Below are 14,561 nucleotides of genomic sequence, written 5' to 3' on the forward strand. Positions count from 1 at the left end.
ACTTGTTCAGCGTACACGTGTTAGCTATCCTGCGTCGCGAACTCAAAATAAGGCTTACTGAAAACATGGTAGATAAACGCGAATCCTATTCAAAAGAAGATCTTCTTGCCTCCGGACGCGGCGAACTGTTTGGCGAAAAAGGCCCGCAGCTTCCGTCAGCCAACATGCTGATGATGGATCGTGTCATCAAAATGACCGAGACGGGCGGTAACTTCGATAAAGGCTACGTGGAAGCAGAGCTGGATATCAATCCTGACCTGTGGTTCTTCGGTTGCCACTTCATCGGCGACCCGGTAATGCCTGGCTGCCTGGGCCTGGATGCCATGTGGCAGCTGGTCGGCTTCTACCTGGGCTGGCTCGGCGGCGAAGGCAAAGGCCGCGCGCTGGGCGTTGGCGAAGTGAAATTCACTGGCCAAATTCTGCCTACCGCGAAAAAAGTGACCTATCGCATCCATTTCAAACGCGTGATCAACCGCCGTCTGATCCTGGGTATCGCTGATGGTGAAGTCCTGGTTGACGGTCATCGCATCTACGAAGCGACTGACCTGAAAGTGGGTCTGTTCCAGGATACTTCTGCGTTCTGATGCGTTTAGCGCACTTCCGGGTGCGTAGAAACGGCGAAGCCTCTGCATGCAGAGGCTTCTTTGTTTTAAAGAGACAGCATCAGGCGATTACTGCCCTGTCCTCCATGGCTTCTCGCCAGCCTCCCAGCCAGTGCGACCTTTGGTTCAAGGTCTGATAAGGACAGATTTCTTTTGATTTGCCAGCGATGCCAGCCTGGTACCCACGTTGATGTGCCCGTTCCAGGCGATCACGTTTTTGTCTCTTCATGCCTCGTTTCCCTCATTTTTTGAGTCTGGTGGAAAAGAAAACAGTGGTCACCAAATGTGCAACCACATATTAGGGATACCCTGAATCCGCCACAGCGTCAATGCGCAAAATTCACGCCAGTGTCATATTTGTGAGCTACTCAGAAGTTCATTTGTACAAAAATCGGGAACCCGGACAACTAACCGTCTGAGGTCAAAAACAAAAAAAACCGCAGCAGAAACATGTCTGCTGCGGTTTGAACGGTGATGAATTTTACTTATGGCAAGCGATTAATGGACTGCGCAATAGATGTCGCTTCCTGACTCCAGGCCTGTGCCAGCGTTTTCACCATCGCGTCATAGCCGTCTTGCTGCTGTTTGACCTCGATATTAAACGGACGCTTAATAAGCTGCCCCTGATGGTTCAGGAGCCACTCTCCGCTCACAATGACCTTCCCGTCATAACGACCGTGGAAACCGCTCACATTGACGTTGAGGGTGTCCTGGTCGCTACCCAGCGGTTGTGACGCAACAACCCAACCCGGAAGCTGGGTGCTGAGGTTTGCCACCAGCGTAGTCCGCAGTTGCTGATCCAGTGGGCTTGCCCACAGGTTATTGTTCGCAATCACGTACTGAACATCACTGGTCTGATACACCACGCCGTTTCCGGCGAGGTAATCAGGGATGCTCACCTGCTCAACCCACAGCAGGTGACTGCCCTGGCTGGCCGTGCTTTGCACGCCAGCCTGAGGAAGAGGCAGTTGATAGTACGTTTTGTTGTCACTGCTACTGCTGCACGCCGACAGCAGACAAGCTAATGCTACGGGTAGCCATTTTTTCATTCTTTCGCCCTCTTCGGCTGCGGATCCTTTTTATCCTTAGCTTCAAACACCAACGCGTTGCTCTTATTGTTGAGTGTTTTCAGCACAGGCTGCAGTTCACGGAGTACCTGATCCAGGCGCTGCATATCGCCGACCATTTTGTTGTATGCCACAGAACCAGGCTGGAAGCCCTGCATACTGCGGTTCAGCTCACGCAGCGTTTTCTGCATGTCGGCTGGCAGTTCCTGCATCGACTGGCTAGCGGTAATCTTATTCAGATTATCCAGCGTCGCCTGCACGTGCTTCATGGTTTTCTGGCTTTCCGCCAGCGAGTTTGTGGCCTGTTCAATCAACGGATTGATTGGCAGATTATTGATTTTATCCAGCGCATCCATCAGGCGTTGCTGGATTTGCGCCAGCCCACCGCTCACGGTCGGGATAATGTCAAAGCCACCAAACTCGCGGAACTTGCCGCGCGGTTCAGCTTTCGGATAGAAGTCGAGATCGATGTAAAGCGCCCCGGTAACCAGATTACCCGACTTGAGCGAGCCACGAAGGCCACGTTCAATCAGGTTATCCAGATGAGTGCGAATATCCGGATCGCCGCCCAGTTGGTTAACCAGACGCTCAGGCTCGATACGTATCTGGACCGGAATGCGGTAGTCATCACTCAGGCGCTGATGCAGGCCCGGAATGAAGAACGGCACTTTGCCCACCGTCCCCAGACGGATGCCACGGAATTCCACCGGAGCTCCCGGCTGAAGGCCACGAACAGAATCTTTAAAGAACATCACGTAGTCAACATGCTGGGTATACATCGCATCCTGAATGGAGCGCTGATTGTCAAACAGATGATATTCCGTTTTGTTCGCCACCGGCTCGCCAAGCGACTGTCCATCCGGCACGTCAAAGCTGACGCCGCCACCGAACAGCGTCGATAACGACCCCATTTCTACGCGCATTCCGGCAGAGGTCAGATCCACCGCAATACCACTGTCTTTCCAGAAACGGGCGTTGGTGGTGACCAGGCGGTCATTTGGCGCGCTAATAAACAGTTGGTAAGTAATGCTGCGCTTATCAGCATTGAAGCTACTGGTTTCGACCGACCCCACGCGATAACCGCGGAACAGTACCGGATCGCCCGGAGAGAGTTGCCCTGCTTTGTTACTTTCGAGCAGAACGCGGATACCTTTCGCATCCGGTGGCGCAAGCGGGGGGGAATCCAGCAGCTGGAATTTCTCAGGCTCAGCGCCTTTAGCCCCTGGCTGAAGTTCAATATAGGCGCCCGATAACAGCGTACCGAGGCCGCTGATACCCTCGCGCCCAACCTGCGGTTTCACGACCCAAAAGGCCGAATCACCATGCAGTAGTTTTTCCATGCCGGTGTTCAGACGCGCTTTGATTTCTACGTGCGTCAGATCGTCCGTCAGGGTTGTGCTTTCCACCACGCCGACATCCACGCTGCGGCTCTTGATGCGGGTTTTCCCGCCTTCAATACCTTCAGCGTTGGTGGTCATCAGGGTGACTTCTGGCCCCTGATGGCTGTAGTGATAAAAGAGGATCCATGCACCGATGAGCGCGGTAACGATAGGAAAGATCCACACTGGCGACCAGTTCTTCACCTTCTGCACTTTCGCCTCTCCACTCTTGTTTTCCATGTTATTACTTTTCCTCATGGCTTGATTCTGGCTCACGATCCCACAACAACCGAGGATCGAAGGTCATGGCGGAGAACATGGTCATGACAACCACCAACGCGAACATTACTGCTCCTATCGCCGGATAGATATTCATTAAGCCTCCCATGCGCACCAGCGCGGACAGCACTGCTATCACAAAAACATCAATCATTGACCAACGGCCAACAAATTCAACCACCTCATACACAAGGTGCATTCGCTCGCTGTCGCGGCTTCCATTGCCATTGGCATTCCAGCAAAGCCAGGCAATGGCGATCATTTTCAGCGTCGGCACCATAATACTGGCGATAAAAATGACCATCGCTACCGGATACGATCCTTCACTCCACAGCAATACCACCCCGGCGATAATGGTCGACGGCAGTTTCTCACCGAGCAAATCCGTAATCATGATCGGCAGAATGTTGGCAGGCAGATAGAGAATAATCGAGGTCATCAACAGCGCAAGCGTCCATTGCAGGCTGTGTCTGCGACGGACAAAACCTTTGGTTTCACAGCGCGAGCACACCGGCAGATCGGCCGGAAGAATGGCGGTGCAGCACGAACAGGAGCGCAGACCCTGACGGATCCCCGTCACGCCCACTTTCAGCGGTTGTTCGAGTTTAGGCATCGGTTTGATGTCGTCCCACAGCCAGCGACGGTCAACGCACTGGAATGTGCGCAGCTGAAGCAGACAGAACATACACCAAGGAACAAAGCTGGTACCCACGCCTATATCGCCGTAAGCCATCAGCTTTACGAAGCTGACCAGCACCCCGGCGAGGAAAATCTCAGCCATGCCCCAGCTTTTTAAGTGGAACAGAATACGGGCCAGGAACACCTGAATTTTTTGCGGCAGCGGTACCCGGTTGACCAGCACCAGAATGGTAACCAGGCAAAATGCCGGAACCAGCTGCACAAACAGCAGGAAGAAGGTGCCCAGACTGGCGTAGTCTTCAGAAAAAAGTACGTGCGGGATTTCAAGCAGCTCAATTTCACTGCTGATCCCCCCAACGTTCATATTGACGAATGGAAACAGGTTCGCCAGTAGCAGCATGAACAGTGCTACCAGCGCATAAGCTGTGGGTCGCTGTCGCGGCTCATCCCATTCGGTCGTCAGCGTCGTGCCGCAACGAGGGCACGACGCCTTGTGGCGGTGTTCAAGGTGCGGTAATGCCACCAGCAAATCGCATTGTGGACACAGGATATGCCCTGCAGCATGGTGTTCATCGCACATGAACGTTCCTCACATTAACCACCGTTTTTTAACGCTTCGAGATATTCCCAGCGTTCAAATGCCTCTTCCAGCGCTTTCTCGGCCAATTCCATATCTGCCAGCACCTGCTGCGTATGGTCATGAGACTGATTAAAGAAGTCAGGACTCGCGACCTGCGCCTGCAAACCTTCAAGGTTTGCCTCAAGTTCTTCAAGACGTTGAGGAAGCTGCTCTAATTCGCGCTGCAGGTTATAGCTTAGTTTGCCAGTCGCGCGTTTGACAGTTCCTGCTTTCGCTTCTTCTTTAGCACTTTTATTCTCGACAGGCTGCTTGCGCGACTGAGACTGCGCCTGCTGCCCGCGTGCATCGTGGTAACCGCCTACATATGCACTGATTTTACCGTTGCCTTCGAAAATCCAGCAGTCGGTCACGGTGTTATCCACGAACTGACGATCGTGGCTCACCAGCATAACCGTACCCTGATAACCGTCGATAAGTTCTTCGAGCAGTTCCAGTGTTTCAACGTCGAGGTCGTTAGTCGGTTCATCGAGGATCAGCAGGTTGCTTGGCTTGAGGAACAAACGCGCCAACAGTAGGCGGTTACGCTCCCCGCCCGACAGCGCACGCACTGGCGTCATTGCGCGTTTCGGGTGGAACAGGAAGTCCTGCAGATAACCGAGCACGTGGCGCGGCTTACCGTTCACCATCACTTCCTGCTTACCTTCAGCCAGGTTGTCCATCACCGTTCTGTCCGGATCGAGCTCGGCGCGATGCTGATCGAAATAGGCCACTTCCAGCTTGGTGCCACAGTGAACGCGACCGCTGTCAGCCTGCAATTGCCCCAGCATCAGCTTAAGCAGCGTGGTTTTACCGCAGCCGTTCGGGCCGATCAGCGCAATTTTATCGCCACGCTGAACCTGAACGGAGAAGTCCTTCACCAGCACTTTGCCATCGACCTGATAGTCAACATTTTCCAGTTCAAACACAATTTTGCCTGAGCGACTCGCTTCTTCGACCTGCATGCGGGCACTGCCCAACACTTCGCGACGCTCACTGCGCTCACGGCGCATGTCTTTCAGGGCACGGACGCGGCCTTCGTTGCGTGTACGACGCGCTTTGATACCTTGACGGATCCACACTTCTTCCTGCGCCAGCTTGCGGTCGAACTCGGCGTTTTGCAGCTCTTCCACGCGCAGCATCTCTTCTTTTTCCAGCAGATACTGATCGTAATTACCCGGATAGGTCACCAGCTTGCCGCGATCGAGATCGACAATGCGGGTTGCCATGTTGCGGATAAAGGAACGGTCGTGCGAGATGAAGATAATGGTGCCTTTGAACGTTTTCAGGAAGCCTTCCAGCCAGTCGATAGTTTCGATGTCCAGGTGGTTCGTGGGTTCGTCGAGCAGCAAAACGCGCGGTCCGCTGACCAGCGCGCGGCCCAACGCCGCTTTACGCAGCCAGCCGCCTGACAGAGAGCCCAGCGCCATATCGGCTTCGAGACCTAGCTGTTCCAGCACTTCATTGATGCGGCTTTCGATCTGCCACAAACCGTGGTGATCCAGAAGCTCCTGCAGCTTCGCCATCTCGTTAAGATTTCTGTCGCTCGGGTCGGTCATCACCACATGGGAAATCTCGTGATAACGCTTGAGGTATTCCGCCTGCTCTGAGATACCTTCGGCGATGAAATCGTAAACGCTACCTTCCACATTGCGCGGCGGATCCTGTTGCAGACGTGCCACCACCAGATCCTGTTCATAGATGATGCGACCATCATCCAGGCCCTGTTCGCGATTGAGGATTTTCATCAGCGTCGATTTACCGGCGCCATTACGCCCAACCAGACAGACGCGTTCGTTATCCTCGATATGCAGTTCGGTATTATCAAGGAGAGGCGCATCGCTGAACGACAGCCAGGCGCCATGCATACTAATTAAAGACATTTATTCTTTCCTTCAGGCTGCGGTAATCAGCCAGCAGTTATGGATCTGACGGTTACGGGCGAAATCGGCTGAAAGCGTTTTTTGAGTAATTTCTTCTGCTTTCAGACCCAGTTTTGCCATACCGTCGATATCGAGTTTGAAGCCGCGTTTGTTGTTGGAGAACATGATCGTGCCGCCTTTGCGCAGCAGTCGTTTCAGATCAGCCATCAGCTTCAGATGATCGCGCTGGACGTCGAACGTATCTTCCATGCGCTTAGAGTTTGAGAAGGTCGGCGGATCGATGAAGATCAGGTCGAACTGTTCATCCGCGTCACGCAACCAGCCCAGCACATCAGCCTGCAACAGGCGGTGCGGACGCCCGGTCAGGCCGTTGAGGCGCAGGTTACGTTCAGCCCATTCCAGATAGGTGCGCGACATATCCACCGTAGTGGTGCTGCGCGCGCCGCCCAGACCGGCGTGTACGCTGGCGGAGCCGGTATAAGAGAACAGGTTCAGGAAGTCTTTACCTTTGCTCATCTGACCCAGCATGCGACGGGCGATGCGGTGGTCGAGGAACAGACCGGTGTCGAGATAATCGGTCAGGTTCACCCACAGGCGGGCATTGTACTCGCTCACCTGCATGAATTCGCCCTTCTCACTCATCTTCTCGTACTGATTTTTACCCTTCTGACGCTCACGGGTTTTCAGTACCAGTTTATTCGGCGCAATACCCAGCACCGAAATGGTGGCGGCAATCACGTCGAATAAACGCTGACGCGCTTTGGTGGCATCCACGGTTTTCGGCGGCGCATATTCCTGTACGACAACCCAGTCGCCGTAGCGATCGACCGCTACGTTATATTCCGGCAGGTCAGCATCGTAAACGCGATAGCATTCAATGCCCTCCTGGCGCGCCCATTTATCTAATTTTTTGACGTTCTTACGCAGACGGTTGGCGTAATCATCTGCCAGCATAACCGTCGTGGTTCCGTCGGTTTCGGCCAGGTGATAGTTTTTCTGTACGCAGTCCAGCGGGCCGTTTTTGGCTTTGAACTGGCGCTCAGCACGCAGTTGCAGACAGCTCAGCAGTTCAGGGGATGCGCTGAACAGGGACAAATTCCAGCCGCCAAACTGGGATTTCATGGTGCGCCCCAGCAGGTTATGCAGCGCAATCAGCGCTGGTTCGCTGTCCAGACGTTCGCCGTACGGCGGGTTGCTGATGACCGTACCGTATGGCCCTTTCGGCAGCGGATTGCTCAGCTTCGCCACGTCTTTCACTTCAAAGTTGACGATGTCAGCCACACCGGCCCGGCGGGCGTTGCTACGCGCGCGGTCAATCACGCGACCATCGATATCAGAGCCGTAGAAACGGGATTCATAAGCCTCGAGACCGGCGCGAGCGCGGGTCTGGGCTTCGGCTTTCACTTCCTGCCAGATGACTTCATCGTGCTGTGACCAACCGTTAAAGCCCCAATGGCCACGGTGCAGGCCTGGTGCGCGGTCTGTCGCCAGCATTGCGGCTTCAATCAGCAACGTACCGGAACCACACATTGGGTCGAGCATCGGCGTGCCCGGCTGCCAGCCAGAACGCATCACGATAGCCGCGGCCAGGGTTTCTTTGATAGGCGCCATGCCGGTTGCGTCACGGTAGCCACGCAGATGCAGGCCCTCACCACTCAGGTCGAGAGAAATGTGCGCGACTTCTTTATTCAGCCAGACGTTAACCCGTACGTCCGGATTTTCTTTATCCACGTTCGGACGCGGCAGATTTTTGCGGGTAAAAGCATCGACGATGGCGTCTTTAACCTTCAGCGCGCCGTACTGGCTGTTGCGAATTTCCTCATTCACACCGCTGAAGTGCACGGCAAAGGTCGAGTCCTGATTGAACATCTCTGTCCAGTTGATAGCCTGAACGCCGAGGTACAGGTCCAGATCGCTGTACACCTTGCACTCACCGAGCGGCATCATGATACGTGACGCCAGACGGCTCCACATCAGGCTCTGGTACAGCAGTCGCGTGTCACCTTCAAAATGGACACCACCCTGAACCACCGCACAGGCACTGGCGCCCAGGTTTTCCAGTTCAGTTTTTAACAGCTCTTCCAGCCCACGGGCCGTACTGGCAAACAGAGAATTCATATCGTCACTTATTACTCACAGAAAATTGTTGCGCATTATAGCGAATCTGGGCTTCATATAGGGCGACTTTTTTCAAACGTGAGGGATAACGAAATGGCGACGGTATCACGGCTCTATATTCACCCTGTAAAATCAATGCGGGGAATCGGTGTCACGCATGCGCTGGCCGACATCAGCGGCATGGCATTTGACCGTATTTTTATGGTTACCGAGCCGGACGGCACATTCATTACCGCTCGCCAGTATCCGCAGATGGTGCGCTTCACCCCGGTACCGACTCACGAGGGTTTACACCTCACCGCACCAGATGGCAGTTCGGCAATTGTGCGCTTCGCGGACTTCGCAACAGAAAGCGCCCCCACCCAGGTCTGGAGTGCGCACTTTACCGCGCGGATTGCGCCTGCCGACATAAACCAGTGGTTATCGGGATTCTTTAAACGTGATGTCCAGTTACGCTGGGTGGGGCAACAACCGACCCGTCGCGTCAAACGTCATGAGGCAGTCCCCCTCTCTTTCGCCGACGGTTTCCCCTATTTACTGACGACCGAAGCCTCGCTGCGAGACCTGCAAAACCGCTGCTCTGCCAGCGTGCAGATGGAGCAGTTTCGCCCCAACCTGGTGGTGACCGGCACGCAGCCCTGGGAAGAAGACACCTGGAAAGTGGTGCGCATCGGCGATGTGGTCTTTGACGTCGTGAAACCCTGCAGCCGCTGTATTTTTACCACCGTCAGCCCCTCTAAAGGCCAAAAGCACCCTTCTGGTGAACCGTTAGCCACGCTGCAAACCTTCCGTACTGCGCAGGACAACGGTGATGTCGATTTCGGTCAAAATTTGATTGCCCGCAACAGCGGCGTGGTTCGCGTAGGCGACGAGGTGGAAATCCTCTCAACCGGACCAGGTAAAGTGTACGGTGCGGGTGAAACGGAAGAAACGCTGGACGTGAGTGTTGCGCAGGATGCCGTAGTCGACATTGACTGGCAGGGCGACGTCTTCAAAGGGAATAATCAGCAGGTTTTACTGGAACAGCTGGAACAACAGGGGATCCGCGTGCCCTACTCTTGCCGGGCCGGAATATGCGGGAGTTGCCGCATAACGCTGGTCGAAGGGGAAGTCAGCCCGATGAAGAAAAGTGCAGTCTCTGAAGATGGCACCATTCTTTGCTGCAGCTGCGTTCCAAAAACCGCGCTGCGCCTTTCGCGTTACACCGCCTGACCGTAGCTCAGCGCAGCCGACAGCGGCTGTGGCTGGAGGCGGTCATTCATCACTTTAATCGCATCGCCTAACTGCATGGTACGACCGGCTAACATCAACCCCGGCTGTGCCAGCAGGCAAAGCGCGGCGTTATCACCCGGCTCAACCACCAGCAGATTCACACGCTCGCCGCTGTCGCTCAGCCAGACCGCGGCGGCATCGCCGGTCACCGGCTGCCATGGCTCTCCGTGCGCGACAAAGTGCCAGCTTTTTGGCATCTGTGGTTTCAGGAAACGGATGGCGACCAGCGCATTGAGAATAAGCTCTGCGCGGTGTTCTTTGGTTAATTCCAGGTCACGACATCTGTCTTCAAACGAGAAATAGAGGGCGGCATCATCAACGCAAAAGCCTGTAGGATCAAAGGCATCCGGCGTCAGCATCCGACGGGCGAAACGTGAACGAAACAACATACCATTGGCTAAATCGAGCATCATACGATCGTGCTCTTCATCAAAATACCAACGCCAGTTATCGTCAGGTTTAATTCGCATTTCTGTTCCCCGCTCTCATAAGCATCCTTTGCCTTAAAGAATAATCCCGTTTCGTTAATTAGCCTGAATTAAGAAAAGACCATAACGTTTAAATTAGCAACATTTGTGGAATATAAAACAACCAGGGCCGGAAATAAAGCCCTGGTTGTAAATTGCACAATGAAGATTAGAGGTGGGTAACGATTTCTTTAATCAGAGGTGGGCCTTTAAAAATAAACCCGGAATAGATCTGAACAAGCGTTGCACCCGCAGCCACCTTCTCACGGGCGGCCATCACCGAATCGATACCACCCACACCGATAATAGGCAACTGCCCTTTTAATTCGGCAGACAGCATTCGAATAATTTCTGTACTTTTTAGTTGTAATGGACGACCACTTAAACCGCCGGTTTCATCACAGTGTTTCATTCCCTGAACGAGGGAACGATCGAGTGTGGTATTGGTCGCAATAACACCATCGATATTATGGCGAACTAAACTGTCGGCCACCTGGATCAATTCTTCAGGCGAAAGATCCGGGGCGATCTTAACCGCCACTGGAACATATTTGTGGTGAACAGATTGCAGTTCGTTTTGCTTATTTTTAATCGCTGACAGTAAATCATCCAGCGCTTCACCATATTGCAGCGTACGCAGACCCGGGGTATTCGGCGACGAAATATTGACCGCGATATAGCCGGCATAAGCATAGACTTTTTCCATACAAATCAGATAGTCATCTTTACCCTGCTCAACTGGCGTGTCTTTATTTTTGCCGATATTAATACCGAGGATCCCGTCGAAATGGGATTTTTTAACGTTCTCAACCAGGTTATCAACGCCAAGGTTATTAAAGCCCATGCGGTTGATCAGACCTTCGGCGTCGACCAGACGGAAGATCCTTGGTTTGTCGTTCCCTGGCTGTGGACGCGGTGTGACGGTACCGACTTCAATCGAGCCGAAGCCCATCGCGCCGAGTGCATCAATGCACTCCCCGTTCTTATCAAGTCCGGCGGCTAAACCCAGCGGGTTTTTAAACGTCAGCCCCATGCAGGTGACCGGTTTTGATGGCACTTTCTGGCGCACAAGCGCTTCGAATGGTGTGCCTGTTACACGGCGTAATTGTTGAAACGTGACTTCATGAGCGCGCTCAGGGTCGAGCTGGAAAAGGGCTTTACGAACGAAGGGGTAGTACATGAACTCTCCTGGATTCCCGGTAGCAAACCGGGGGCGTATTATGTTCGATCCGCCGCCGAAAGGGAATTGACCTGTCGCAAAAAATGCCGCGATAAGCGCAAACGTTTACTTACTTGCAGTTTTTGGCAATCCAGTGCCAGAAAAATCATTTAGCGAACGCCCCTGCCTCTGACACACTCCAGACAAATGTTATCAATGTTAGATAAATGAAAATATTTATACCCGAAATAATTCAAGTTGCAGGAAGGCGGCAAAAGAACGAATCCCCAGGAGCTTACTTGAGTAAGTGACTGGGGTGAGAAAGTGCCGCCAACGCACCTGCAGCTTGAAGTATGACAGGGATATAAGGAGAGGTTATGCGTGTCATTACACTAGCGGGAAGCCCGCGTTTTCCTTCACGTTCCAGCGCGCTGCTGGAGTATGCCAGAGAGACCCTCTCCCGGGTGGACGTCGAAGTATGTCACTGGCATTTGCAGAATTTCGAACCGGAAGATTTGCTTTATGCGCGCTTTGACAGCCCTGCTCTGCTGGCGCTTATTGAACAACTGGCGCAGGCAGACGGCCTGATTGTCGCCACCCCGGTTTATAAAGCCTCTTTTTCTGGCGCGTTAAAAACGCTGCTGGACCTGTTACCGGAACGCGCGCTGGAAGGCAAAGTGGTTCTGCCATTGGCCACCGGCGGCACCGTGGCACACATGCTGGCGGTGGATTATGCCCTGAAACCCGTACTCAACGCCCTGAAAGCACAGGAAATACTGCACGGCGTTTTCGCCGATGACAGCCAGGTTCAGGATTATCAGCACAAACCGCAGTTCAGCCCAAACCTGCAAAAACGCCTCGATAGTGCGCTGGAAACCTTCTGGCAAGCGCTGCACCGCCGCGACATCCGCGTTCCGGCCTTCCATCTTCCGCAAGGAGTCGCCCATGTTTAATCTGTTTCGCCCACGTATTCGCAGCCTGGCGCTGACCGGGCTGCTGACCCTTTCAGCCTGGAGCCACGCGGCAGAACCTGCCCCGGACGCACTGCGCATCGGCTACCAGAAAGGCAGCATCAGCATGGTGCTGGCGAAAAGCCACCAGCTTCTGGAAAAGCGCTACCCGAACACCAAATTCTCCTGGGTGGAATTTCCTGCAGGCCCGCAAATGCTCGAAGCGCTAAACGTGGGCAGTATTGATTTGGGCAGCACCGGCGACATTCCGCCTATTTTCGCGCAGGCCGCAGGGGCAGATTTAGTGTATGTCGGCGTCGAACCGCCGAAGCCGAAAGCGGAAGTGATTCTGGTGCCGGAAAACAGCCCGATCAAAACCGTGGCCGATTTGAAAGGCCATAAAGTGGCATTACAGAAAGGCTCCAGTTCACACAACCTCTTGCTGCGTGCATTACAGCAGGCGGGCCTGAAATTTACGGATATTCAACCCATCTGGCTGACTCCCGCCGATGCTCGCGCGGCATTCCAGCAAGGGGACGTAGACGCCTGGACCATTTGGGACCCGTACTATTCCGCCGCGTTATTACATGGCGGCGTGCGAGTCCTGGCTGACGGCAGCGAGTTGAAACAAACCGGCTCCTTCTATTTAGCCTCGCGCCCTTACGCTGAGAAAAACGGTGCCTTTATAGAAGGCGTTCTCGACACCTTTAGTCAGGCCGATGCGCTAACGATTAGCCAGCGTCAGCAAAGCACCGAGCTGCTGGCGAAAACAATGGGCCTGCCGGAAGCGGTGATTACCAGCTATCTCAATCATCGCCCACCGACCGCCATCGGCCCGGTCAGCGAAGAGACCGCTCGTCGCCAGCAGGACACCGCCGATCTGTTTTATGAAAATCACCTGGTGCCGAAAAAAGTCGACATCAAAAGCCGTATTTGGCAGCCCACTTCTCAGCCTTCAGCAGCCCAACAAGGAGCTAAATCATGAGCCTGAATATGTTCTGGTTTTTACCGACGCACGGCGACGGCCACTATCTTGGCAGTGACGATAACGCTCGTCCGGTCGATCACAGTTATCTCCAGCAGATAGCCCAGACCGCAGATCGGCTCGGTTTCACCGGCGTGCTGATCCCGACCGGTCGCTCCTGTGAAGATGCCTGGCTGGTTGCGGCGTCGATGATCCCGGTAACGCAACGGCTCAAATTCCTGGTGGCGCTGCGCCCAAGCGTGATTTCGCCTACCGTCGCTGCCCGCCAGGCCGCGACGCTGGACAGATTATCCAATGGACGCGCGTTGTTTAACCTGGTAACCGGCAGCGATCCACAGGAATTAGCGGCCGACGGTGTTTTCCTCGATCACACTGAACGCTATGAAGCCTCTGCAGAATTTACTCATATCTGGCGACGCTTGCTGGAAGGCGAAACCGTCGATTTTGACGGCAAATACCAGAAAGTACGGGGTGCAAAACTACTGTTTCCTCCGGTTCAGCAGCCACGTCCTCCGCTCTATTTTGGCGGCTCCTCGGACGTGGCGCAGGATCTGGCAGCCGAACAGGTTGACCTGTATCTGACCTGGGGCGAACCGCCCGCACAGGTAAAAGAAAAGATAGCCCAGGTCCGCGCGAAGGCCGCTAAACACGGACGCAAAGTGCGCTTTGGTATTCGTCTGCACGTGATTGTGCGAGAAACCACTGCCGAAGCCTGGGAGGCTGCGAACCGGCTCATTTCCCGCCTCGATGATGACACCATCGCCAAAGCGCAGGCGGCATTCGCCCGCACCGATTCCGTTGGCCAGCAGCGGATGGCCGCTCTGCACGGTGGACAGCGTGACAAGCTCGAAATCAGTCCTAACCTGTGGGCGGGCGTAGGTCTGGTTCGCGGCGGCGCGGGTACGGCGCTGGTAGGCGATGGCCCAACCGTGGCGGCGCGTATTAATGAATATGCGGCGCTGGGCATCGACAGCTTTGTACTTTCCGGATATCCGCATCTGGAAGAGGCTTACAAAGTCGGTGAGCTCCTGTTCCCACATTTGGATGTCGCCATCCCGGAAATCCCTCAGCCGCCTGCGTTGCAAGTGCAGGGCGAAGCCGTCGCCAACGAATTTTTACCGCGCAACGTCGCGCAGAGTTAAGGA

Annotated in this window: 13 protein-coding genes; 5 read left to right on the plus strand and 8 right to left on the minus strand. The window is 54.4% G+C overall.

Annotation, left to right across the window (positions count from 1 at the left end):
* Nucleotides 1–65 precede the first annotated feature (65 nt).
* Entirely contained in the window at nucleotides 66–584 is a 519-nt protein-coding gene (gene fabA, locus MUU51_RS17875) for a bifunctional 3-hydroxydecanoyl-ACP dehydratase/trans-2-decenoyl-ACP isomerase (RefSeq protein WP_159753642.1), read from the plus strand.
* A gap of 79 nt (nucleotides 585–663) precedes the next feature.
* Here the strand turns inward: fabA and rmf are convergent, their stop codons facing one another.
* The 6 genes from rmf to rlmKL all read right to left on the minus strand — a co-directional run bounded on the left by rmf (nucleotide 664) and on the right by rlmKL (nucleotide 8,583).
* The gene (rmf, locus tag MUU51_RS17880) at nucleotides 664–831 is read right to left on the minus strand and encodes a ribosome modulation factor (protein WP_054179110.1); all 168 of its coding nucleotides are present in this window, start codon (nucleotides 829–831) and stop codon (nucleotides 664–666) included.
* Between the two features lie 256 nt (nucleotides 832–1,087).
* Nucleotides 1,088–1,651 (minus strand): membrane integrity-associated transporter subunit PqiC, encoded by a 564-nt coding sequence (pqiC, locus tag MUU51_RS17885; RefSeq protein ID WP_258966367.1) that lies wholly within the window; start codon nucleotides 1,649–1,651, stop codon nucleotides 1,088–1,090.
* Nucleotides 1,648–3,288 (minus strand): intermembrane transport protein PqiB, encoded by a 1,641-nt coding sequence (pqiB, locus tag MUU51_RS17890; protein ID WP_258968264.1) that lies wholly within the window; start codon nucleotides 3,286–3,288, stop codon nucleotides 1,648–1,650. Before pqiB ends, pqiC begins: the two co-directional genes overlap by 4 nt.
* A gap of 4 nt (nucleotides 3,289–3,292) precedes the next feature.
* A complete protein-coding gene (pqiA, locus tag MUU51_RS17895; RefSeq protein ID WP_159773270.1) occupies nucleotides 3,293–4,546 on the minus strand; it encodes a membrane integrity-associated transporter subunit PqiA in 1,254 nt (417 codons plus the stop codon).
* 14 nt (nucleotides 4,547–4,560) lie between these two features.
* Entirely contained in the window at nucleotides 4,561–6,465 is a 1,905-nt protein-coding gene (locus MUU51_RS17900) for an ABC transporter ATP-binding protein (protein WP_258968265.1), read from the minus strand.
* A gap of 12 nt (nucleotides 6,466–6,477) precedes the next feature.
* Nucleotides 6,478–8,583 carry a bifunctional 23S rRNA (guanine(2069)-N(7))-methyltransferase RlmK/23S rRNA (guanine(2445)-N(2))-methyltransferase RlmL gene (gene rlmKL / locus MUU51_RS17905; protein ID WP_258968266.1) on the minus strand — a complete coding sequence of 702 codons (2,106 nt, stop codon included), beginning with the start codon at nucleotides 8,581–8,583 and terminating at the stop codon, nucleotides 6,478–6,480.
* Nucleotides 8,584–8,676: 93 nt separating this feature from the next.
* Here rlmKL and MUU51_RS17910 point away from each other — a divergent pair, with 93 nt between their 5' ends.
* Nucleotides 8,677–9,795 carry a YcbX family protein gene (locus MUU51_RS17910; protein ID WP_258968267.1) on the plus strand — a complete coding sequence of 373 codons (1,119 nt, stop codon included), beginning with the start codon at nucleotides 8,677–8,679 and terminating at the stop codon, nucleotides 9,793–9,795.
* On the opposite strand, the gene zapC is transcribed toward MUU51_RS17910, so the two are convergent.
* Both zapC and pyrD read right to left on the minus strand, forming a co-directional pair.
* A complete protein-coding gene (zapC, locus tag MUU51_RS17915) occupies nucleotides 9,783–10,325 on the minus strand; it encodes a cell division protein ZapC (RefSeq protein ID WP_159773278.1) in 543 nt (180 codons plus the stop codon). The genes MUU51_RS17910 and zapC overlap by 13 nt on opposite strands.
* Before the next feature lie 166 nt (nucleotides 10,326–10,491).
* A complete protein-coding gene (gene pyrD, locus MUU51_RS17920; protein WP_258968268.1) occupies nucleotides 10,492–11,502 on the minus strand; it encodes a quinone-dependent dihydroorotate dehydrogenase in 1,011 nt (336 codons plus the stop codon).
* A 356-nt stretch (nucleotides 11,503–11,858) separates the two neighbouring features.
* On the opposite strand from pyrD, the gene ssuE reads away from it, so the two are divergent.
* The 3 genes from ssuE to ssuD are packed head-to-tail and all read left to right on the plus strand — an operon-like array spanning nucleotide 11,859 to nucleotide 14,558.
* Complete coding sequence (ssuE, locus tag MUU51_RS17925; protein ID WP_110509877.1) at nucleotides 11,859–12,434, plus strand: NADPH-dependent FMN reductase; 576 nt, start codon at nucleotides 11,859–11,861, stop codon at nucleotides 12,432–12,434.
* The gene (locus tag MUU51_RS17930; RefSeq protein WP_445326613.1) at nucleotides 12,427–13,416 is read left to right on the plus strand and encodes a sulfonate ABC transporter substrate-binding protein; all 990 of its coding nucleotides are present in this window, start codon (nucleotides 12,427–12,429) and stop codon (nucleotides 13,414–13,416) included. Before ssuE ends, MUU51_RS17930 begins: the two co-directional genes overlap by 8 nt.
* Nucleotides 13,413–14,558: an FMNH2-dependent alkanesulfonate monooxygenase gene (gene ssuD / locus MUU51_RS17935; RefSeq protein WP_159773284.1), complete on the plus strand. Its 1,146-nt coding sequence runs from the start codon at nucleotides 13,413–13,415 to the stop codon at nucleotides 14,556–14,558. Before MUU51_RS17930 ends, ssuD begins: the two co-directional genes overlap by 4 nt.
* Nucleotides 14,559–14,561 lie beyond the last annotated feature (3 nt).

Source organism: Scandinavium manionii (assembly GCF_024764775.1).
Classification (GTDB): domain Bacteria; phylum Pseudomonadota; class Gammaproteobacteria; order Enterobacterales; family Enterobacteriaceae; genus Scandinavium; species Scandinavium manionii.